Source organism: Amycolatopsis sp. NPDC041971 (genome assembly GCF_055588925.1).
Window position 1 is genome coordinate 264592 of sequence record NZ_JBVJCE010000001.1, and the last position, 21118, is coordinate 285709.

General features: G+C 68.3%; 24 protein-coding genes. 15 read left to right on the forward strand and 9 right to left on the reverse strand.

Annotation, left to right across the window (positions count from 1 at the left end; all coding sequences use genetic code 11):
• Positions 1-23 precede the first annotated feature (23 nt).
• A complete protein-coding gene (locus ACZ6DT_RS01325) occupies positions 24-287 on the forward strand; it encodes a hypothetical protein (protein ID WP_465586928.1) in 264 nt (87 codons plus the stop codon).
• Here ACZ6DT_RS01325 and ACZ6DT_RS01330 read toward each other — a convergent pair.
• Positions 280-1134: an aminodeoxychorismate lyase gene (locus ACZ6DT_RS01330; protein ID WP_465586931.1), complete on the reverse strand. Its 855-nt coding sequence runs from the start codon at positions 1132-1134 to the stop codon at positions 280-282. The two genes, ACZ6DT_RS01325 and ACZ6DT_RS01330, sit on opposite strands and share 8 nt — an antisense overlap.
• Before the next feature lie 30 nt (positions 1135-1164).
• Between ACZ6DT_RS01330 and ygfZ the strand changes: the two genes are divergently transcribed.
• The 3 genes from ygfZ (at position 1165) to ACZ6DT_RS01345 (ending at position 4406) form a co-directional block, all read left to right on the forward strand.
• Positions 1165-2292, forward strand: a complete 1128-nt coding sequence (ygfZ, locus tag ACZ6DT_RS01335) for a CAF17-like 4Fe-4S cluster assembly/insertion protein YgfZ (protein ID WP_465586934.1) — start codon at positions 1165-1167, stop codon at positions 2290-2292.
• Positions 2293-2895: 603 nt separating this feature from the next.
• Complete coding sequence (locus ACZ6DT_RS01340; RefSeq protein WP_465586937.1) at positions 2896-3462, forward strand: RsiG family protein; 567 nt, start codon at positions 2896-2898, stop codon at positions 3460-3462.
• Positions 3459-4406: an asparaginase gene (locus ACZ6DT_RS01345; RefSeq protein ID WP_465586940.1), complete on the forward strand. Its 948-nt coding sequence runs from the start codon at positions 3459-3461 to the stop codon at positions 4404-4406. The genes ACZ6DT_RS01340 and ACZ6DT_RS01345 overlap by 4 nt, the downstream gene beginning before the upstream one ends.
• On the opposite strand, the gene ACZ6DT_RS01350 is transcribed toward ACZ6DT_RS01345, so the two are convergent.
• The gene (locus ACZ6DT_RS01350; RefSeq protein WP_465586942.1) at positions 4403-5302 is read right to left on the reverse strand and encodes a DUF8083 family protein; all 900 of its coding nucleotides are present in this window, start codon (positions 5300-5302) and stop codon (positions 4403-4405) included. The genes ACZ6DT_RS01345 and ACZ6DT_RS01350 overlap by 4 nt on opposite strands.
• A gap of 207 nt (positions 5303-5509) precedes the next feature.
• Between ACZ6DT_RS01350 and ACZ6DT_RS01355 the strand changes: the two genes are divergently transcribed.
• From ACZ6DT_RS01355 to ACZ6DT_RS01370, 4 genes are all read left to right on the forward strand, one after another.
• A complete protein-coding gene (locus ACZ6DT_RS01355) occupies positions 5510-5695 on the forward strand; it encodes a DUF3073 domain-containing protein (protein ID WP_007032561.1) in 186 nt (61 codons plus the stop codon).
• A gap of 87 nt (positions 5696-5782) precedes the next feature.
• Positions 5783-6643 (forward strand): 3-hydroxybutyryl-CoA dehydrogenase, encoded by an 861-nt coding sequence (locus tag ACZ6DT_RS01360; protein ID WP_465586945.1) that lies wholly within the window; start codon positions 5783-5785, stop codon positions 6641-6643.
• Positions 6644-6740: 97 nt separating this feature from the next.
• Entirely contained in the window at positions 6741-7640 is a 900-nt protein-coding gene (locus tag ACZ6DT_RS01365; RefSeq protein WP_465586948.1) for a Gfo/Idh/MocA family protein, read from the forward strand.
• Positions 7641-7948: 308 nt separating this feature from the next.
• The gene (locus ACZ6DT_RS01370; protein WP_465586951.1) at positions 7949-8707 is read left to right on the forward strand and encodes a GNAT family N-acetyltransferase; all 759 of its coding nucleotides are present in this window, start codon (positions 7949-7951) and stop codon (positions 8705-8707) included.
• Here the strand turns inward: ACZ6DT_RS01370 and arfB are convergent.
• The 6 genes from arfB to ACZ6DT_RS01400 form a co-directional block, all read right to left on the reverse strand.
• Entirely contained in the window at positions 8696-9127 is a 432-nt protein-coding gene (gene arfB, locus ACZ6DT_RS01375; protein WP_465586954.1) for an alternative ribosome rescue aminoacyl-tRNA hydrolase ArfB, read from the reverse strand. The genes ACZ6DT_RS01370 and arfB overlap by 12 nt on opposite strands.
• A gap of 33 nt (positions 9128-9160) precedes the next feature.
• Complete coding sequence (gene purM / locus ACZ6DT_RS01380) at positions 9161-10231, reverse strand: phosphoribosylformylglycinamidine cyclo-ligase (protein ID WP_219147270.1); 1071 nt, start codon at positions 10229-10231, stop codon at positions 9161-9163.
• A 30-nt stretch (positions 10232-10261) separates the two neighbouring features.
• Entirely contained in the window at positions 10262-11800 is a 1539-nt protein-coding gene (gene purF, locus ACZ6DT_RS01385) for an amidophosphoribosyltransferase (protein WP_465586957.1), read from the reverse strand.
• A 430-nt stretch (positions 11801-12230) separates the two neighbouring features.
• Complete coding sequence (locus tag ACZ6DT_RS01390) at positions 12231-12632, reverse strand: hypothetical protein (RefSeq protein ID WP_410576447.1); 402 nt, start codon at positions 12630-12632, stop codon at positions 12231-12233.
• On the reverse strand, positions 12616-12855 hold the full coding sequence (locus ACZ6DT_RS01395; RefSeq protein WP_465586959.1) for a DUF397 domain-containing protein: 240 nt from the start codon (positions 12853-12855) through the stop codon (positions 12616-12618). Before ACZ6DT_RS01395 ends, ACZ6DT_RS01390 begins: the two co-directional genes overlap by 17 nt.
• Positions 12856-13139: 284 nt before the next feature.
• The gene (locus ACZ6DT_RS01400; protein WP_465586962.1) at positions 13140-14018 is read right to left on the reverse strand and encodes a helix-turn-helix domain-containing protein; all 879 of its coding nucleotides are present in this window, start codon (positions 14016-14018) and stop codon (positions 13140-13142) included.
• Between the two features lie 202 nt (positions 14019-14220).
• On the opposite strand from ACZ6DT_RS01400, the gene ACZ6DT_RS01405 reads away from it, so the two are divergent.
• Positions 14221-15018, forward strand: a complete 798-nt coding sequence (locus ACZ6DT_RS01405) for an SAM-dependent methyltransferase (RefSeq protein WP_465586964.1) — start codon at positions 14221-14223, stop codon at positions 15016-15018.
• Positions 15019-15096: 78 nt separating this feature from the next.
• On the opposite strand, the gene ACZ6DT_RS01410 is transcribed toward ACZ6DT_RS01405, so the two are convergent.
• The gene (locus ACZ6DT_RS01410; protein ID WP_465586967.1) at positions 15097-15477 is read right to left on the reverse strand and encodes a sterol carrier family protein; all 381 of its coding nucleotides are present in this window, start codon (positions 15475-15477) and stop codon (positions 15097-15099) included.
• 53 nt (positions 15478-15530) lie between these two features.
• Between ACZ6DT_RS01410 and ACZ6DT_RS01415 the strand changes: the two genes are divergently transcribed.
• The 6 genes from ACZ6DT_RS01415 to ACZ6DT_RS01440 form a co-directional block, all read left to right on the forward strand.
• Complete coding sequence (locus ACZ6DT_RS01415; protein ID WP_465588766.1) at positions 15531-16157, forward strand: type VII secretion system-associated protein; 627 nt, start codon at positions 15531-15533, stop codon at positions 16155-16157.
• Between the two features lie 116 nt (positions 16158-16273).
• Entirely contained in the window at positions 16274-17077 is an 804-nt protein-coding gene (locus tag ACZ6DT_RS01420) for a lysozyme (RefSeq protein ID WP_465586970.1), read from the forward strand.
• Between the two features lie 191 nt (positions 17078-17268).
• On the forward strand, positions 17269-18114 hold the full coding sequence (locus ACZ6DT_RS01425; protein ID WP_465586972.1) for a lysozyme: 846 nt from the start codon (positions 17269-17271) through the stop codon (positions 18112-18114).
• Positions 18115-18291: 177 nt separating this feature from the next.
• Complete coding sequence (locus ACZ6DT_RS01430; RefSeq protein WP_465586975.1) at positions 18292-19080, forward strand: Twin-arginine translocation protein TatA; 789 nt, start codon at positions 18292-18294, stop codon at positions 19078-19080.
• Positions 19077-20186 carry a pentapeptide repeat-containing protein gene (locus ACZ6DT_RS01435; RefSeq protein WP_465586976.1) on the forward strand — a complete coding sequence of 370 codons (1110 nt, stop codon included), beginning with the start codon at positions 19077-19079 and terminating at the stop codon, positions 20184-20186. Before ACZ6DT_RS01430 ends, ACZ6DT_RS01435 begins: the two co-directional genes overlap by 4 nt.
• Positions 20183-21118 (forward strand): hypothetical protein (locus ACZ6DT_RS01440; protein WP_465586979.1); only part of this gene is annotated, 936 nt, incomplete at its 3' end. The genes ACZ6DT_RS01435 and ACZ6DT_RS01440, both read left to right, overlap by 4 nt.

Genomic DNA, 21118 nt, shown 5'->3' on the forward strand with positions numbered 1-21118 from the left:
ATCCTCCCCGCCCGGACCGCAGGATGTGGAATCGTCCGATCGACCCGTTCTTCCGCGAACCTCTGTGGCTGCGCGCCGACTGCTGCGGTGGGCACACCCTCTCGGCGTTTCACGCCCGGCATCTCGACCTGATCGAACGGTTCGTCGCGGCGAAGCTGCGTGAACGCGGGCTCGGGGACCGTCCCGGCCTGACCTCGATCGCGCGGCTACCCGCGTGGATGACGGCGGCGAAGCACCGGGACGAGGTCCTGCGGACCATCGCCAGGCCGCGCGCGACGCTCAGCTGATCGCGTACTCGCTCTCGTACGCGGCGGCCAGTTCGGCGTGGATCGCGCTGGAGTCGGTGAGCGCGACGCCGTCGAGCGTGTGCACCCTGGTCAGCTTGCGGACCGACGAGGCGAGGAACAGCCCCTCGCCCTGGGTGAGATCCGAGACCTTGAGCGGGTCGACCTTGACCGACCAGCCCACCCGCTCGGCGCCCCGGAACAGCGCCGCCTGCGTCGTGCCGGGCAGGATGCCGATGGTCGCCGGCGGCGTGTAGAGCGTCCTGTCCTTCGCGAGGACGACCGTCGAAGTCGGCCCCTCGAAGACCGAACCGTCGGCGGCGGTGAAGATCACATCGCTCGCGCCGCGGCGGCCCGCCTCCCGCAACGCGGCCATGTTGACGCCGTACGAAATCGACTTCGCGCCCAGCAGCAGCCATGGCGCGCGCTCGGCGAGGTCGGGCTCGATACCGCGTTCGAGGGTGATCGCCGCGACACCTTCGACGCGGGCGCGCTGGACCTTCTCGTCGATCTCGACACCGAGCGCGAACCCGAACGGCTTCGCTTCCGGATCGCCGTCGATTCCCCTGGTGTACACCAGCTTCAGCGCGATTTCGGCCGGGCCGGACCAGTTGTCGATGACGGTCTGCGCGGCGCGCTCCCAGTCCGCGAGGTCCGGCTCCGGCAGGTCGAGCATCGCCGCGGAACGGGCCAGCCGCTCGAGATGCGGGCGGAGCTCACGAGGACGCCCGTCGACGACGAGGATCGTCTCGAACACGCCATCACCACGGAGCAGCCCGAGGTCATCCACCCGCAGGTGAGCGGCTTCGGGGTCGGCCAGGGTTCCGTCGAGAAAGGCAAGCACGCGCATGGGGACACGGTACTCACTAGCATGGGTTTCATGCCCTACCGCTCCCCCCTGCTCGACCTTTCCGGACCGATCGCGGCTCCCGACGGGCATCCCGAAGAGGGTGTCCCGTGGCATTGGGGAGACCCCTTCGCCGAGCAACGGACGGCGGCGCGCGGCGCGGTCGTGATCGACCGTTCGCACCGCGAGATCCTGGCCGTGACCGGCGAAGAACGGTTGTCCTGGCTGCATTTGGTGATCTCGCAACACGTGACCGGGCTCGCCGAAGGCACCGGCACCGAGGCGCTCGTCCTGGACAGCCATGGCCGCGTCGACACCCACATGGTCGTCGCGCACGCGAACGGCACGGTGTGGCTGGACAGCGACAGGGGCGCGGTGGCCACCAGCGCGCTGCCGTCCGGCGGCGAGCAGACCCTGCGTGACTACCTCGAAGCGATGAAGTTCTGGGCAGCAGTGGACATCCGCGACGTCTCGGCCGAACTGGCGCTGCTGACCGTCCTCGGCCCCGACGCGGACCGCGTCCTGGCCGCCGTGGATGTTTCTTTGAGCTCGGACCCGTACTCGGTCGCGCCGATCCCCGGCGGTTTCGCGCGACGCATGCCGTGGCCCGGACGGCACAGCGTCGACCTCGCCGTGCCCCGCGCCGAACTCGCCGACTGGTGGCGCCGCCTGACCGACGCGGGCGCCCGCCCGGCGGGCAGCTGGGCGTTCGACGCGCTGCGGGTCGAATCGCTGCGCCCGCGCTTGGGCCTGGACACCGACGAGCGCACGATCCCGCACGAGGTGAACTGGGTCGACTCCGCCGCGCACGTGGCGAAGGGCTGCTACCGCGGGCAGGAGACCGTCGCGAAGGTCCACAACGTCGGGCGGCCGCCGCGGTACATGGCGCTGCTGCACCTGGACGGTTCGCCGGAGATCACGCCGGAAACCGGCGACCCGGTGATGCTGGGCGAGCGGACGGTCGGCCGCGTCGGCAGCGTGGTGCAGCACCACGAACTGGGTCCGATCGCGCTGGCGCTGGTCAAGCGCTCCACGCAGCCGGGCGCGGAACTGCTGGTCGGCGCCGAGGACCGCGTCGTGCAGGCGGCCATCGACCCGGACTCCGTGCCGGGCGAGGCTCCGGCTCCCGGCCGGGAAGCGGCTCAACGGCTGCGGGGCTGAGCGGGCTCCGGTCTGTCCTGGTGCGTTGCGTTCTGTCGGGTTCGGTCCCGGTCCCGCTCGGTTCCGTGAAGGCCTCCTTGCCTCCCTTGAGGGTAGGGAGGGGTCCTTCGCTGCCTTGCGGCTCTGGCGACATGGTCCGTGAAGGCCTCCTTGAGGGACTCTGGGTCCCTCAAGGAGGCCTTCACGGACTTGCGGCGCGTAACTTTGACCTCACCGATCACAGCGGCCTCACTGGTCACAACGGGAAGGCCGCCGAACGCTGGAACCTCGGCGTTCACTCGCGGCCCAGGTACATGAAGGCCCCCTTCATCGCGCTAGACGCGATGAAGGGGGCCTTCATGTACTTCCCACCTCGCCCGCCCGCCGAACCCATCCACAAGTTGTCCACAACCTCATCCACCTGTGGACAACCTCGCCGACCAGCACTTTTCCGCCCCCACCCCCGGTAGACTGGACCAGGGGCCGCCCCCGGGACGGGTGGGGGGCGCGCTCTGGAAGAAACCGAAAGAGCAGCGCGGCGGCGGAGGGTGTCGGGAGGGGCGGAGAACCTTGTGGTATCTCTCCCTGCGGAACATTTTCGCTGGAGCGCGATAAGCTACGCGGGTGATCGAAGTCCGGCCTGGTGGTCGCCGTCGTATCGACCGCGTGCTCGGCCCTGGGTATCTCAGCGACCTCGGCGAGCTGACCCTTTCCGTGTTGCGCGAGCGCCGTGACGAGGCCGCGCAGGAGGAGACCGACCTGTCGTATCTGCGGCGTCTGTTGCACGCGCGGATCGACATCGTGCGGGCCGAGCAGAAGCGCCGGAGTTCGGGCGGCGACGAGAGCAGCGTCGTCGAGCGGCTGGCCGCGATCCTGGCGGACAACGCGATCGGCCCGGCCACGGGTTCGGGCAGGCATCAGCGGCTGGAGCCGTCGCGCGCCGGCGAGCATCGGCGGTTCGCCGAGGCGCTCATCGGCGACACCGATCTTTCCGACGTCAGCACGCTGTCGGACGAGAAGCTGGTCAACGCCCTCAACCGGTACGCCGACGAAGAGGTCTCGGTCTCTTCGTACCGCCGCGAGGTGCAGGGCGTGATGGACACGATCAACGCCGAGATCGCGACCCGTTACCGCAAGGGCACGGCATCGGTCGACGACCTGCTCGACACCGAACGCGGCGGCTCCGAGTGACGAATCCCGTCCTGGTCGAGGTCGTCCGGTCCGGTTTCGTGGAGAGCACGCACCGCGGCGCGCTCGTGATCACCGCCCCGGACGGGTCGGTGCGGTTCGCCGCGGGCGACATCGAGCGGCCGGTCTACCCGCGCTCGTCCAACAAACCCTTGCAAGCCGTCGGGATGCTCCGCGCAGGCCTCACCATCGGCGACGAAGAACTCGCGCTGGGCTGCGGCTCGCACAACGGCGAACCCGGCCACGTCGAAGGCGCCTTGTCGATGCTTTCCCACGCGAGGCTGACCGAGGACGCGCTGGCCTGCCCACCCGCCTTCCCACTGCACGAGCCGAGCATGCTGGCCGTGGCCTCGGCCGGGAAACGCCGTGCCGCGATGAACTGCTCCGGCAAACACGCCGCCATGCTCATGACCTGTACCCAGCTCGGCTGGCCGACCAAGGACTACGCGGCCGCGACCCATCCGCTGCAAAAGATCATCCAGGCCACGGTCGCCGACCTCACCGGTGAGACGATCGAAACGGTCGGCGTCGACGGCTGCGGTGCCCCGCTGTTCGCGTTCTCCCTCACCGGCCTCGCCCGGTCGTTCGGCAGGCTGGTCACCGCGATGGGCGGGCCGGACCGCCGCGTCGCGGACGCCGTCCGCGCGCATCCGTGGCATGTCGCGGGTACCGGCCGCGAGGACACCGTGCTGATGCGGAACGTCGAGGGCCTGCTTTCGAAGGGCGGCGCCGAGGGAGTGCACGCGTTCGCCCTCCCGGACGGCACGGCGCTGGCGCTGAAGATCGACGACGGCGCCGCCCGCGCCCGGATCCCGCTGCTGCTCGCGACCCTGCGCCACCTCGGCATCGACCCTGGCGACGAAGCCGGGGACCTCGCGCGCGACGCGGTCCTGGGCGGCGGGAAACCGGTCGGCGAGCTGAGGGTCGTCACCGGCCTCTTCGGCTAATTCGCGCGTTCCCGCGCGGCCAGGTCGCCCCAGAAGTCCCGCAGGTCGGCGAACAGTTCCGCCAGCTCGTCGACGTTGCCGGTGCGAAGCGCGTCGAGGATGTCGTGCACTTCTTCGGCGGTCGTGTCGGCCTGCAGGATCGGGTCGGCGAAGAGCTGTACGAGACCGCCGTAGTCGAGTTCGACCGCGGAGCCGGGGTGGAAGCTGTCAAGCCAGCGTCGCGTTTCGAGCAGCAACCGGCCGGGCGCTGAGTCGCCGAAAGTCGCCTCGAGCAGGTCTCCGACCTCGCGGGCGCGATGCCGCGCGTCCGCGATGGACACCCGCCACGACACTTCGCGCTCGGGGTCGTCGCGGCCCTTGCCCAGTTTGACCCGGCGCATCCCTGGATCGAACAGCACGAACCACGGGAGCGGGACGGTCCACGTCGTCGAGAGCGTGTGCGAAGCCGAAGCCGACAAGTCGCCGATGGCGGACTTCGCCCGCGCACGGATCGTGTCGAGTGACGCGCCACCCGCGTCGAGCACCGCGTTCTTCAGCGCCGGATGCGCGTCGCCGAGGAAGGTCACCAGCGCCGCGGCCGAGCGGGCGCGAATCTCCATCGGGCAGATCAGCGGTCCCGGCCCCGCATCGCCGTGCTCGCCCTCGGGCACGTCTTCGGGATCCATGACGAGAACGTCGGTGACGAGACTGGGTGCGGGCCTGCCGTCCGCGAGTTCGGCGGGCAACAACCGTCCGACGTGCTGTGACTTGAGCCACAGTGCCTGCTCGCGCTCACCCGCTGCCGAACGATCGAGCCGGGCCGCTTCGACGGCCTCGAGCAGGCGTTCGTCCGGTGGATCCCCCAGCGCGAGCAGGGGCTCATAGACGCGGAGATAAGCCGCGAACGGACGGGGCACACCAGCATCGTGGCACGCCGACCTGCGACTATCGCCACCGACCGGCCGGTAACCGGCGTTCGATGAACACTGTCGCCACCGGCACACCGTGCCACGTCGCATCCAACCCCCCGGACACGGTACGGTGTCAGCAGGAAATAATTGTCGAGACGATGCGGGGCCGCCGATTCCCCCGGCCGCCCCGCCCCTGTGCGAGGGGGTCGAGCCATGGGGCGCGGCCGGGCTAAGGCCAAGCAGACGAAGGTGGCGCGCGAGCTCAAGTACAGCTCGCACGAAACCGACTTCGATGCTTTGCAGCGCGAGCTGTCCAGTAGTTCCTCGGAAGACAGGCACGAGGACGACAAGCGGTATGACGACGACCCGTACGACGGGTACGACGAATACCGCCGCTGAGCAACGCGTGACACGCGAGGGTGGATCCGGGTCTTCCCGGGTGACCACCCTCGCGTGTCGCGTGCTGCCCAAAAACGAGGAGGTGCCATGTCCGACGTAGAACGAATAGGCGTCGTCGGAGCCGGGCTCATGGGCTCCGGCATCGCCGAGGTGCACGCGCGGGCCGGTCTGGACGTGATCGTCACCGAGGTGAACCAGCCGGCGCTGGACTCCGGGCGGGCGCGGATCGAGAAGTCGCTGCAACGCGGCGTCAAGAACGGGAAGCTTTCGCAGGAAGACGCCGACGCGGCGCTCGGACGGCTCCGCTTCACCACCGAGATCGGCGAGTTCGCCGACCGCGACCTCGTCATCGAGGCCATCCTGGAACAGGAGCAGGCCAAGGTCGAGGTGTTCCGGTCGCTGGACAAGATCGTCGAGCGTGAGGACGCGGTGTTCGCGTCCAACACCTCGTCGATCCCGATCATGAAGCTCGGGATGGCCACCGGCCGCCCGCAGCAGGTGGTCGGCATCCACTTCTTCAACCCGGTCCCGGTGCTGCCGCTCGTCGAGCTGGTGCCCTCGCTGCTGACCAGCGACGACACCGCCCGCCGCGCGGAGGAGCACGCGACCACGGCGTTGCACAAGACGGTGATCCGGTCGCAGGACCGCGCCGGGTTCATCGTGAACTCGCTGCTCGTGCCATATCTGCTTTCGGCGATCCGGATGATCGAGTCGGGCTTCGCGTCGGCGGAGGACATCGATCGCGGTATGGAGCTGGGCACCGCGCACCCGATGGGCCCGCTGCGGCTTTCGGACCTGATCGGCCTGGACACCATCAAGGCGATCGCGGACTCCATGTACGCCGAGTTCAAGGAGCCGCTGTACTCGTCGCCGCCGCTGCTGCTGCGCATGGTCGACGCCGGCCTGCTCGGCAAGAAGACCGGCCGCGGGTTCTACAGCTACTCCTGACCCCCTACTTCCCCCGCGTTTAGTCCTCTGGATGCGGTTCTTGCACGCGCAACTACCGCATTCAGAGGACTGACCGCGGGGCTCTAGACTCGGGGTCGTGGGACAGGGACAGCTGCGCGTGGGTCTGGTCGGTGCCGGTCCGTGGGCGAAGACGGTGCACGCGCCGGGCCTCGCCGATCACCCCGGAGTCACGTTGCGCGCGGTCTGGGCCAGGCGTCCTGAAGCCGCGAAGGAGCTGGCTGAAGCACACGGTGCGCAGGCCGTCGCCAGTTTCGACGAGCTGCTCGACCAGGTGGACGCGGTCGCGTTCGCGGTGCCGCCCGCCGTTCAGGCGGAACTGGCGGTCAAGGCGGCAGAGGCCGGTAAGCAGCTGATCCTGGAGAAGCCGATCGCCGCGGACCTCGACGGCGCGCGGCGGCTCGCGGACGCGGTGGAAGCCGCCGGCGTGGCCGCTCTCGTGGTCCTGACCCTGCGTTTCTCGCCGATGACCCGCGAGTGGCTCGACGGCATCAAGGAAACGGGCGGCTGGCGGGGCGGCGGCGCGAGGTGGCTTTCGGGTGCGCTGCTCGGCGGCCAGTATCAGTCGTCGGCGTGGCGGCACGACTCCGGCGCGCTCACCGACATCGGTCCGCACGCCCTCGATCTGCTGGACGCGGCGCTCGGTGAGATCACCGGCGTGCTCGCCGCGCATCGGACCGATGACGATCTGTGGCAATTGCTGTTAGCCCACGAGGGTGGTGCGACGAGTACGGCGACCCTGTCGCTGCGGCTGCCGATCCAGCCGACGGTCGTCGAAGTGGCCGTGTACGGAGAGCACGGTTACCGCACTTTGGGGCGGAAGCCGGGTTCGGCAGGCGAGTCTTACACCGCGCTCCTGGACGATTTCGCCGCCATGGCCGCGAGCGGAACGACGTCGCACCCGTGTGACGTGCGTCGCGGTCTGCATCTGCAGAAACTGCTCGAACGCGCCCGGGAGCTCGCCGGACACGGCAAGTAGTACACAGGTCACCCACAAGGCTTTTCCTTGTGCGATAACACCTTCTTCCGGTTACATCTGAGTTGTCCACAGGTTGTCCACAGGCCTCCTTTGTGGACGATCCGGCGCGCTGCTTCCGCAGCGGTGGTAAAGGGTTTGACCGTCGTGCGAAAGTGATCGCGAAAGCCCTACGTACCGAGAAAGAGGGATGCCTCATGCCTGACGCCTTCGGTGGCGTCGGCACGAGCTAGCCGGCGCACACGCCAGCTCCATCACGCACGCGGGTCCTCCCGTGCGCCTCTTTCTTCTGCCCGAAAGGCTTTCCACCAGTGCTTTCCGAGACGATTCGTGCTTTGCAGTCCTACATTCGCCTCACCGCGGCGCAGTTCCGGGAGACCGAGCGGATCGGGCCGTTTCTGGCCACGTTCCACCCCGAGGCCGACAGCCCCTTCCTCAACTACGCGATCCCCGATGACGGCGCCGTTCCCATCAAGGACGACGTCGCCGCGCTCACCGAGGCGTTCCGCAAGCGCGGGCTCACGCCGCGGCTGGAGTTCCTCACCGAAGCGGTTCCGGCCGCCGAGGCCGTGCTCGTCGAGTGCGGTTACACGCTGGAGCGGCGGGTTCCGCTGATGATCTGCGCTCCGGGGCAGGTCGTCGAACAGCCGGAACCGGCCGGGATCAGCCTGCTCACCCCGAAGACCGACGGCGAACTCCGGCAGATGATCCGGGTGCAGAACGTGGCCTTCGGGGAGACCGATCCCGATCAGCACCTCGACCCGTCGCCGGATCAGCTGAGCGGCGAGACCCTCTCGGTGATGGCCGTGGCCGAGACCGGTGAGGTCGTCGGTGGCGGGGTCGCGACCGCGATCCTCGACGGGGCGGCGGAGGTCGCCGGGATCGGGGTGCTCGACGAGTACCGGAGCCGTGGGATCGCGGCGGCGATGACGGAGTTCCTGACGCGTGAAGCCCACGCGCGCGGCGGCCGGTCGGTGTTCCTGACGCCGGGGGCCGGGCAGGCGGAGCGCGTCTACGGCCGGGTCGGCTTCGAGACCGCGGCCGAGTGCGTGCATCTGTCAATCGTCTGAGTAGCCGCCGCGGCGTGACTTCTTGACATCGCCGCGGCGTTTCTTCGAGGCCAGGCGGCGTTCCTTCGAACCTCGTGAAGGTTTGGTGGGACGCCGCTTGGCGGCCGGGGGCGCCGACGCGTCCAGCAGCAGCATCACCAGCCGGGCGCGCGCGGCTTCGCGGTTCATCAGCTGGGAGCGGTGTTCGGACGCGGTGATCGTGACGACTCCGTCGACCAGGCGCGACGAAAGCCGGTCCAGCATCCGGGCCCGGAGATGTTCCGGGAGCGAAGCCGAACCGGCCACGTCGAAGGAGAGTTCGACCCGTGAGTCCGTGGTGTTCACGCCCTGCCCACCCGGACCCGACGACCGGGAGAACCGTTCGCTCAATTCGGCACCCGGGATCACGAACCGGGTGCCGACCACCACGTCATCAGCCACGGGTCCAGTGTTCCACCAGGACCAAGAGAATATTCAGAAGCGCGGGTGGTCGCCCGACAGCACGGCGCGCGGGCCGTCCGGGTCTTCCGCGGGCTGCACGTCGCCGAGGATCCACGCCGGCACGTGCCGCGCGGTCAGCATCGCCAGGGCCCGGTCGACGTCGTCGGCGCCGACGATCGCGACCATGCCGACGCCCATGTTGAACGTCTTCTCCAGTTCGGCGCGCTCGACCTTGCCGCGGTGGCCGATCAGCGCGAACACCGGCGCCGGGGTCCAGGTGCCGCGTTCGAGCCGGGCGACCAGGCCGCGCGGCATGACGCGGGCGAGGTTCTGCTCCAGGCCGCCGCCGGTGATGTGCGCGAACGTGCGGACGTCGGCCTCGGCCGCCAGCGCGAGGCAGTCCTTCGCGTAGATCCTGGTCGGCTCCAGCATCTCCTCGCCCAGGGAGCGGCCGAACTCCTCGACGTGCCCGTCGAGCGGCATGCGCGCGATGTCCAGCAGCACGTGCCGGGCGAGCGAGTAGCCGTTGGAGTGCAGGCCGGACGAGCCGAGCGCGAGGACGACGTCACCGGGGCGGACCCGTTCCGGGCCGAGCACCTTCGACGCTTCGACGACGCCGATGCCGGTACCCGAGAGGTCGTAGTCGTGCTCGCCCATCAGGCCGGGGTGCTCCGCGGTCTCACCGCCGAGCAGCGCGCAGCCCGCCCGGACACAGCCCTCGGCGATACCGCCGACCAGTGCCGCGATCTTCTCCGGCACGACCTTGCCGACGGCGATGTAGTCCTGCATGAACAGCGGCTCGGCGCCGGTGACGACCAGATCGTCGACGACCATCGCGACCAGGTCGATGCCGACCGTGTCGTGTTTGTCGAGCGCCTGCGCGACGGCGATCTTGGTGCCGACCCCGTCGGTCGACGAGGCCAGCACCGGCTCTTTCCACTTGTCCAGCTTCAGGGAGAACAGTCCGGCGAAACCGCCGACCCCGCCCATCACCTCGGGCCTCGTGGCCCTCTCGGCGTGCGGTTTGAGCAGCTCGACGGCTTTGTCACCGGCGTCGATGCTGACGCCGGCGGCGGCGTACGTGGCGCTCGTGGACTCGCTCACGGAAGCGGACTCCAACTCTGGAAGAGAGATCTAGGGACGCCGGATGGCGTCCTCAGCACCGTACCCGGCGGGACTGACGGGCTTCGCCGCGCCATTGACCGAATCCAGGCTCTCCAGCAGGTGCTTCCCGATCAGCGCGTCTTCGGGGAGCGCGATCGGGTACTCGCCGGAGAAGCACGCGGTGCACAACCGCGACTTCGGCTGCTCCGAAGCCGCGACCAGCCCGTCCAGGGAGATGTAGCCCAAGGTGTCCGCGCCGATGGAACGGCGGATGCCGTCGAGGTCGACGCCGTTGGCCACCAGTTCGGCGCGCGAGGCGAAGTCGATCCCGTAGAAACACGGCCAGCGGACGGGCGGCGACGCGATCCGGACGTGCACCTCGAGCGCCCCGGCCTCGCGCAGCATGCGGACCAGCGCGCGCTGGGTGTTGCCGCGGACGATGGAGTCGTCGACGACGACGAGCCGCTTGCCGCGGATGACGTCGCGCAGCGGGTTCAGCTTCAAGCGGATCCCCAGCTGGCGGATGGTCTGCGACGGCTGGATGAAGGTGCGGCCGACGTAGGCGTTCTTCACCAGGCCGGTGCCGTAGGGGATGCCGGAGCCCTGCGCGTAGCCGATGGCGGCCGGGGTGCCGGATTCGGGCACCGGCATGACCAGGTCGGCGTCGGCCGGGTGCTCGACGGCGAGTTTGCGGCCGATTTCGACGCGGGTGGCGTGCACGCTGCGGCCGGCGATGGAGGTGTCGGGGCGCGCGAGGTAGACGTACTCGAAGACGCAGCCCTTGGGTTCGGGGTTCGCGAACCGCGAGGAGCGCAGGCCTTCGGCGTCTATCGCGATGAGCTCACCGGGTTCGACCTCGCGGACGAACGACGCGCCGCAGATGTCCAGCGCGGCCGTCTCGCTCGCGACCACCCAGCCGCGTTCGAGCCTGCCGAGCACCAGCGGATGCACGCCGTGCGGGTCGCGCGCGGCGTACAGGGTGGACTCGTCGGCGAAGACCAGGCAGAACGCGCCCTTGAGGGTAGGCAGCAGTTCCAGCGCGGCGGCTTCGATGCCCTTGTCGGCGGCGTTGGCCGCGAGCAACCCGCACACCAGGTCGGAGTCACTGGACGAACCGGTCAGGCCCGCGTGCGGTTTGAGCCCGGCTTCGACCGTGCGATCCCGCAGTTCGGCGGTGTTGACCAGGTTCCCGTTGTGCGCGAAGGACAGGCCGCTGCCGGTGGCGGTGGTGCGGAAGATCGGCTGCGCGTTCTCCCAGATGGTCGCGCCGGTGGTCGAGTAGCGGCAGTGGCCGACGGCGATATGTCCTTGCAGCGACTGCAGGACCTGCTCGTCGAACACCTGGCTGACCAGGCCGAGATCCTTGAAGACGACGATCTGCGAACCGTCGGAGACCGAGATGCCGGCCGCCTCCTGGCCGCGGTGCTGAAGTGCGTAGAGCCCGTAGTAGGTCAGCTTCGCGACCTCTTCTCCGGGAGCCCAGACACCGAAGACGCCGCATTCCTCGCGGGGTTCGGGATCGGGCTGGTCGGTCACGGGCTGTCCGGCGAGGGACGGGTCGGAAACCACCGAGGTGCTCCCAGGGAGAAGAGGGCAGGCCACCACCAGTGTAAACGGTGAGCCGGAGATCAACGCGCCGCGCGAAGTGGCACTGGACACGCTTCGAGCTGTGACTCTGAGTGAACCCGCGCCCGCGATCGACGCCGACAGGGCACGGACGGGCCATCCCGGTCGCGATGGCAGGCAAGGGCGCCTTGCCACCGCGATAGCAGGGCCTTCGGTCGGGGCGGATTTCCTGTGACCGTGAGTGACGAGCGGGTGTCAAGGCCCGGCACTCACGACCCCCGACCAGCCGGCCGCTCCCCCTCGACAGAGGCGGCCGACTGTGCTTGGAAGCTGAAGCGAACTCGCCAACGCGACCGCGATGGGGGTCCGGGGGTGCGCCCACGGGCGGGCCTGGGGTGGCATCCCGGCGAACACAGCGCCCGGGCGAACACGGTCAGCCCGCGGCGAGCCACTTGGATGTGCCGCCGCGGCCAGGGACCCAACAGCCCTTGGCCGCGGTCTCCGGGAGGAACAACGCGCCGGGAGTCCGCTCGTCCGGGAGCGCGAGCAGTGCCGTCAGCACCGTCGCCGCGTCGCCGGCGGACCGCCACAGCCAGACCTCGGGTTCGAGGATGTCCTCCTCGGTACCGGGCATACGGGTCGCGACGACGTCGTCTTCGGCGTTGAGCCGGACCACGTCGACCACGTTGTCGTGGACTCGCACGCCGACCACGGCCATGACCTCGCCGTTCGCGTCGCACGGGTGCACGAACTGGTACCCGCGGTGGATCAGTTCCTGCAGGCCGCTTTCGATGTCGGTGATTTCCGCGGTGATGGTGTCACCTGAGAACGTCATCGAATTCGCCGTCCTTGGCGCCCGCGAGGAACGCGGACATTTCGGCCTGGGTGTAGATCAGGGCCGGCCCGGTCGGGAAGCGCGAATTGCGCATCGCGATCTCGCCGGACGCGAGCGGTGCCACCTCGACGCAGTTGCCGATCGCGTTGCTGTAGCTGGCTTTGCGCCACTGGGCACCGGTAAGACGATCGGCCGGGATGCCGTTGTCGAACTGTTCAGCCATTGTCCCCACCTTCCCCGACAGAAGCTTCGGGCGATGCATCTGCATGTGCATTTGCCTGTGATCCCAAAGTTAGCACGTGTGACTGCAGCGGTAAATGCACGTGCAGAAGTTTCTGCAGAATTCGCGGGCGGTGATGACTTAAGTCCGCGTCCGTCCCACTAATGCGTGACGAGCGCAGCCCCCGATGGCCTAACAGCTACCGATCGTGGCCGAATTTTCGGTTACAGGAAAGGAAACCCCGGCCATCACCGCGACGGCGGCCGAACACCACAACGGTGAGAGGCTCAGATTTCGGCGCGGCGCTTCATCAGCATCTGGCGGCTGCGGTCCGGCGTCTCCGCGTCGACCGCGAGCATGTCCAGCGCCCGGCTGTACCGCTCGATCTCGTCGCGCTTGTCGATGTAGTGCGCGCCGGTCAGGTACTCGGTGTAGGCGATGTTCGGCAATTCCTCTTCGGCGAACCTGAGCAGCGAGAACGCGCTGTCCGCGGAGTAGCCGCTCCGGTCGTACGGGAGGACCTGCACCGAGATGTTCGGCTGCTGGATCATCTCCAGCAGGTGGTCGATCTGCGTCTTCAGCACCTCGCGGTCGCCGATCGGCCGGTAGAGCACCGATTCGTCGAGCACCAGCCACAACCGCGGCGCGTCCGGCCGGGACAGCATCTTCTGCCGCCGCATCCGCAGCGCGACCCGGCGGTCGATCTGCTCGTTGACCATGTCCTTGCGGCCGTGGCTCATGATCGCCCGCGCGTAGTCCTCGGTCTGCAGCAGACCCGTGACGTACAGCGGCTCCCACACCTGGATGCGGGCCGCGGCCTCTTCGAGTCCGACGAGGTCGTTGAACCAGCTCGGCATCAGGTCGCCGTAGCGGCGCCACCAACCCGGCTCGTTCGACTCCTTGACCATGTCGAGGAACTGCTGCCGCTCACCGGGATCGGTCATCCCGTACATGGTCAGCAGATCGGCGACGTCGCGTTCCTTGAAGCCGACGCGGCCGAGCTCGAGACGGCTGATCTTCGACTCGGAACCCCGGATGCTGTAGCCGGCCTCCTGGCGCGTGATGCCCGCGTCCTCACGCATCCGGCGGAGCTGAGAGCCGAGGATCATCCGCCGCGCGGTGGGACCCAGGGACTGCTCACCGCCAGGCGGGGTGACCGCGTTCATCGACCGGGGACCTTTCGTACGACGACACTCACAGGGGAACAAGCCGGTTACTGAAAGTACACGTTTGGACCTCGACACGACAGGGATGGCTCGGTTTACCGCTCGCGTACGTGGTTCTACTCTACGTAGAGCCCGAGACTTCCGACACAGTTTTGTGAGGTTCAAGATGTCCGACGCCCCGACCCGGACGGAACGAGTGCCTGTGGGTGTCGACCCGACCCGGGCCAGCATCGCCCGGGTGTATGACGCCTTCCTGCTCGGCAAGGACAACTACGAGATCGACCGGGAGGTGCTGCGCAAGGTCCAGCAGGCGGCCCCCGAGGCGCAGGACCTGGCGACCGAGAACCGCGGCTTCCTGATCCGCGCGTGCCGGTTCATCGCCAGCCAGACGGGCATCACCCAGTTCCTGGACCTCGGATCCGGTCTCCCGACCGCCGAGAACACGCACCAGGTCGTGCAGCGGATCAACCCCGAGATCAAGGTCGTCTACGTCGACAACGACCCGGTCGTGCTCGCCCACGGACGCGCGCTGCTCGAAGAGAACGAGAACACGCACTTCGTCTCGGACGACATCTTCGAGCCGGAGCGGATCATCGAGAACCCGGACATCCGGCGGCACATCGACTTCACGCGGCCGATCGCGTTGTTGCAGCTCGGGACCTTGCACCACTACAACGGGTCGCACGAGCAGCCCGCCAAGATCATGAAGAAGTACATCGACGCGCTGCCGTCGGGTTCGTACGTGGCGATCTCGCACTTCTCCGACCCGCAGGACGAACTGTCCGAGGTCGCCCGCAAGATGGAGGACTTCTTCATCCACAGCCCGATGGGCTCGGGCACCTTCCGGACGAAGGCCGAGATCCAGGAGCTGTTCCACGACCTCGAGATGGTCGAGCCCGGCGTCCAGCTGTGCGCCGACTGGTGGCCGGACGGCCCGCGGATCAAGGAGCTGAACACGGCTCAGCGGACGATCTCGGGCGGCATCGGCCGGAAGAAGTAACCCCCCGCGCTGCTATGAACGGTCCGTTCCTTGCAAATTTCGCAAGGAACGGACCGTTCCTCGCATGCCGGAGCGGGTTCAGAGGCGCACCAGCGGCAGCCAGCGGGCCAGATCGGCCCTGCTCCCGGAGGCGGTGACCCGCCCCGACTCGACGGCGCCGGCCCAGCCGAGCAGCCCGGTCGCCAGCTCCAGCCACGTGCGCGGATCCGTTTCGACGACGTTCGGCGGCGTCCCGCGCGTATGGCGAAGTCCTTCGACACACTGCACGGCCGCGAACGGCGGCACCCGCACTTCGACACTCTTCCCGGGGGCGTCCCCGGCCAGCGTCCGCAGGCTCAGCCGCACCGCCGCGGCCAGCTCCGGACGGGCCGGTTCCGGACCGGATCCGCTCAACCAGGGGGAAATCACCGCGATCGCGGCTCGTAACTCAGCGGGGTCGACCGAACGCGAAGAGGCCATGGGAGAACAGTAGAGTGAGCGCGAACAAACCTTCAGGCACCCGGAACGTGGGGATGGCGATGGCGCAGCGGGACGAGGCGGATCGGTTGGCGTCGAGCCCGGCGGGCAAGCGGAAACAGGCCAAGCCGAAGATCACCGAAGAGATGCGCGCCAACGCGAAGGCCAACCCGAACAGCTGGCTTTATGTCATCGACGAGGCCTTCGATCCCGACGGTCCCGTGCCGTCCTGGGCGGTCGTCGGCGCGTACCCGGTGAACGGCGCCGGCGAGATCGTCGAGGACTTCCATCCCAACGACCGCTATCGCCCCTCGCCGAAGGCGCTCGGTTTCCCGGAGCCGCGCAACGAACTCGAGCAGCTGCTCCAGCTGGTGCGCACGAACCACCGCCCGGCCGTCGATCTGCCGCGGGTCGTCCTCGACTCGACGCTGTTCGTCTACGCCCTTTCCCCGGTGCAGCGCACGGTGATCGGCTTCCACAACACCGACGGCAAGGTGCTGGTGCCGGCGTACACGGCGAAGGCGCTGGTCCCACGCGAATGGCCGCACGCCCGAGCGGTACTCGGCCGGGACATCGTCCCGCTGCTCGCCGGGCATCCCGTGACGATCAATCCGCACGACCGGCTCACCGCGATCATTCCCTCGGAGCACCTCGACAAGGCCCTTTTGGACGAGCGTCGTTAAGGCCCGATTAACCCACTCGGCCCAATTTTTTCGGGCGGTCAGTCACTCTTTCGGGTGAGGTTCGAGTCGCTGATTCTCTTTTCTCAGGGGATCGTGGCGACGTGAAGAGTCGCAGAGTGTGTTCAAAAGGCTTGGGGGCCGTCCTCGCGGCGGGGGTTCTACTGCTCGCGCAGACCCCCGCCGTCGCACGTGAAAGCGGGCCCGGATACGACGGGGCAGAGGAGCACTACGCCGGTTCACAGATCGCGCTGCACGAAGGTGTCAGCGTGTCGGTGGGACCGCTGTACGGCGGCGAAAATCAGACGCTCGGCCACGACGTCAGCGGTCATCAGGGCGAGGTCGACTGGCCCGGGGCCGCCAAGACCGGCGCGAAGTTCGTCTACGTGAAGGCGACCGAGGGCACGGGCTTCGTCAATCCGCGATTTTCCCAGCAGTACAACGGTTCCTACGGTGTCGGCCTGATCCGCGGCGCGTACCACTTCGCCCGTCCCGACATCTCGGACGGCGCCGCGCAGGCGCACTACTTCGTCGACAACGGCGGCGGCTGGTCGGGCGACGGCAAGACGCTGCCGGGCGCGCTCGACGTCGAGTACAACCCTTACGGCGAAACCTGTTACGGCAAGACGCCGGCGCAGATGGTCGCGTGGATGGTGTCGTTCGCGGAGACCTACCTGAGGCGAACCGGGCGGCATCCGTCGATCTACACTTCGACGAGCTGGTGGAAACGCTGCACCGGCAACAGCAATGTGTTCTGGCAGAACCCGTTGTGGCTCGCGCGCTACAACACGGAGATCGGCGAGCTGCCCGCGAGCTGGAAGCACCAGACCGTCTGGCAGTTCTCGACCAAGGGAAGCCTGCCCGGTGACCAGAACTGGTTCAACGGCACGGCCGACCGGGTGCGCGCGCTGGCCGTCGGCTGAACGCTCACCCGAGTGGCGTTACAAGATCACATAATCCGACCTAGTTGGAAATGAAAATCACCCACGTGTAGTACCAATTTCACGGAAGTTAGTGACAAACCCGGCACTCGTCGTCAACAATCGTGCCCGGACGGCTACCACCTGCAAGGTCACCGTCCTCAGCGAGGGTTATCCGTGAAGGGATTGTCGTAATGCGCACTTCCCGAAGAATCGCCATCGCCGTCGGCTCCGCGCTGCTCCTGCTCAGCAGCACGGTCCAGGCGTCGGCCGCCCCGTCCCCCGAGATCATGTCGATCGAACAGGATCTTCAGCAGAACGACCACCCGATCGGATCGCAGATCCGGCGGGTGGAAGGCGACACCTCCACCCCGGAATCGAAGACCAAGGCCGCGCAGCCGCAGCCCGAGGCCGGGGTGCTCGCGACCGTGGCGGGTATGGACGTGGCCAGCTATCAGAAGAACGTCGACTGGGCCTACTGGTGGGGTCAGGGCAAGCGCTTCGTGTGGACGAAGGCCACCGAAGGCACGAGCTACAAGAACCCGTACTTCGCCCAGCAGTACAACGGTTCCTACAGCCAGGGCTTCATCCGCGGCGCGTACCACTTCGCCCTGCCGAACGTCTCGGGCGGCGCGGCGCAGGCGGACTTCTTCATCAACAACGGCGGCGGCTGGTCCAAGGACGGCAAGACCCTGCCGGGTGCGCTGGACATGGAGTACAACCCGTACGGCGCCACCTGCTACGGCTTGAGCCAGGCTTCCATGGGGGCATGGATCCGCGCGTTCCACGACCGGTACAAGGCACGCACCGGCCGCTGGCCCGTCATCTACACCTCGACGAGCTGGTGGAGCACCTGTGTCGGCACGTCACAGAACTTCGGTGGCACCGTCCCGCTGTGGATCGCGCGGTACGCGTCCACCGTGGGCGCGCTGCCCAACGGCTGGAGCTTCTACACCGTGTGGCAGTACACCTCCAGCCCGCTCGACCAGAACACCTTCAACGGCGCCTACGACCGTTTGCAGGCACTGGCCAACGGCTGAGCTGCGCATTCCGTGAAAAAGCGGCTCCCGGCCTCGGCCGGGAGCCGTTTCGCGTGCCGCTTTCCTCCGCACGGTACCTTCCGAGCTGAAATCCCTGGCATGGGCGGATCCGGAACCAGCGCTGACCGCCGGTCGTCTGATCTCCAGCCTCAGGCCCCAGTACGGAAGGCGAGACCGATGACCTACCCACCCCAGCCAGGCCAGCCCTACGGCCAAGACCCCCAGGGACAGCAACCGCAGCCGGGTGGCTGGGACCAGACCCAGCAGTACGGTCAGCCTCAGCAATACGGTCAGCAGCAGGGCTGGGACCAGACGCAGCAGTACCAGCAGCAGCCCCAGCAGGGCTGGGACCAGACCCAGCAGTACCAGCAGCAGGGCTGGGACCCGAACAACCCGGGCTACCCGCAGGGTCACGGCGGCCCGCCGCCGCAGAAGAGCAAGACCGGGCTGATCATCGGAATCGTGATCGGCGTGGTCGTGCTGATCGCCTTCGGTGTCACCGGTTTCGTGGCTCCGGGCTTCCTGCTCGGCAAGGACGACGGGAACAACACCGCCGCTCCGCCCGCGTCGTCGTCCGAGCCCGCGCCGACCTCCGCGCCGAAGAGCAGCCCGAGGACGAGCACGACCAGGAGCCCGAGGAGCTCCGAGAACGGTGGCAGTGCCGGCGATCCTCAGGGTGTCCAGGTCATCTCGGACTTCCTCGCCAAGATCTCCGCCGGTGACAAGACCGGCGCGATCGCCCTGGCCTGTGAAAACAGGCGCGCGAACATGGGCAGCATGATCGACCTCTTCCTGCCGGCAGGCTCCACGGCCGAGATCAAGAAGACCCAAGGCACCACCAGCATCGTCATGGCCGAGATCACCGGAACGGTCGAGGGCGCCGACGCCAAGGGGACCGTGATCGCGCAGAGCCAATCGGGCAGTGCCTACTGCGTTTCTTCCCTGCTGGTCTCCAAGGTCCGATGAAGCGGTTGCTCCGCTCCCCGCTGCTCTGGACGTTCGTCGTCTCGCTCATCCTGCTGCTCGCGGTCGGCGGCTGGTTGCTGACGGATCCGGCGACCAGCCGCAGCGAGGCGTTGAAGACCGGCGGCATCGCCGGAGGCGCCATCGTCGCGCTGTACGCGTTGTGGCTCAACGACAGGCGACGCCGTGTCGAGGAGCGGCGGCAGGAAATCGAGCGGCAGCGGCAAGAACTCGAACTGCGGCGGGCCGACCAGGACCGTGATCGCATCTCGGACGAACGGTTCGCGAAGGCCGTCGAACTGCTCGGGCACGACGCCGACCAGGTGCGGGTCGGGGCCCTGCACGCACTGGCCGGCCTGGCCCGCGGCCGGGCGATCTACACCCAGACCGTCCTGGACATCCTGTGCTCGTATCTGCGGCGGCCGTTCGACCATCCTCGGTACGACGAGACCGCGAAGCCGGCCGGTAACCAGCTGCCCGCATCTGGCAAAGCGGAGGAGGAGCGAGAGCTCCAGGTGCGGCAGACCGCCCAGCGGCTCATCGGCGAACTGCTCCCGGCAGCGGACTCCGAGGGCACTCCCGGGTACGACCTCGACCTGACCGGCGCGGTCCTGGAGTACTTCGATCTTTCGGAGCGTAAGGTCGGGAAGCTGCTGCTCCGCTACGGCGGTCTGTACAGCAGCACCAACCTGTCCGGTTGTGTGTTCCTCGGGCCGGTGTACCTGACCGGCGCGGGAACGGCCAAGAAGAAGCTGATCGGCTTCTTCCGGTGCAATGACGCCGAATTCGAACAGCGAGCGTGGTTCAGCGGGGTCCGCTTCTCCGAGGACGCGGAATTCCGCGGCACCGTGTTCGCGGGCGAGACGTCCTTCAAGGACAGCGTCTTCGCGAAGGACGCCGTCTTCGCCGACGCCCGGTTCAAGGGGACGCTGGATCTGCGCCGCGCCCGGTTCGAAGGCTTCGCGGAGCTGAGTTTCCGCGAGCCGCCCGGCACGGTTTCGCTGTACAACACGACGGTGGAACCCGCGAGGGACCACGAACTCCCGGACGACTGGTCCGTCGAGACCCTGCCGGACGGCCGTGCCCGGCTCACGGTGAAGGACCGATGAGGCGCCTGCTCAGGTCGCCGCTGTTGTGGACGTTGCTGTCCTCGGTCGTGGTGCTCGTCGGGGTCACCGCCTGGTTGCTCACGGACCGCGCGACCAGCCGCGGCGACGCGCTCAAGACCGGCGCCCTCGCCGGCGGGGCGATCGCCGCGCTCTACGGGCTCTGGCTCAACGACCGGCGAAGGCGGACCGAAGAGGACAGGCACGAGATCGAGCGCGGCCGCATCTCCGACGAGCGCTTCGCCAAGTCCATCGAACTGCTGGGCCACGAGGCCGATCAGGTCCGGGTCGGGGCGATGCATTCACTCGCGGGGCTGGCCAGGACGCGTCCGGAGTACCGGCAGACGGTGCTCGACGTGCTGTGCGCCTATTTGCGGCGGCCGTTCGAGCACCCGAATTTCGATCCGGACCTCGAATGGGACAAAGACAAGGAAAAGCGGGCGGCCGCGGAACGCGAACGGCTGGTCCGGCGCGCGGCCGAACGGCTGATCCGCGACATCCTTCCCCACGCCGGGACCACCGGGCCGACGTTTTCCCTCAACCTCAGCGACGCGCGGCTCGACGACCTCGGGCTGACCGCCAGGCGGGTCGGCTGGTTCGGCGCGGATCGCAGCGAGGTGCTGACGTGTCTCAACCTCTCCGACGCCGAACTCGCCGGCAAGGTCTCGCTTCGACAGGTGACGATCCACGGCAGACTCGAAGTCACCGGGGCGACCTTCAAACGTCCGGTGCTGCTGGACGATCTCGTCGTCGAGGCGCCTGTCGACTTCGGCAAGGCCACCTTCGTGGAGCCGCCTTCGCTGGAGGGCGCCAAATTCGGGGCGGGTTCAAAGACGTCGTGGGTGGGGGGGTGTTGTTGCAACCCCCCCCCCCCCCCCCCCCCCCCCCCCCTCCCCCCCCACCCCCCCCCCCCCCCCCCCACCCCGAGCGGCGCG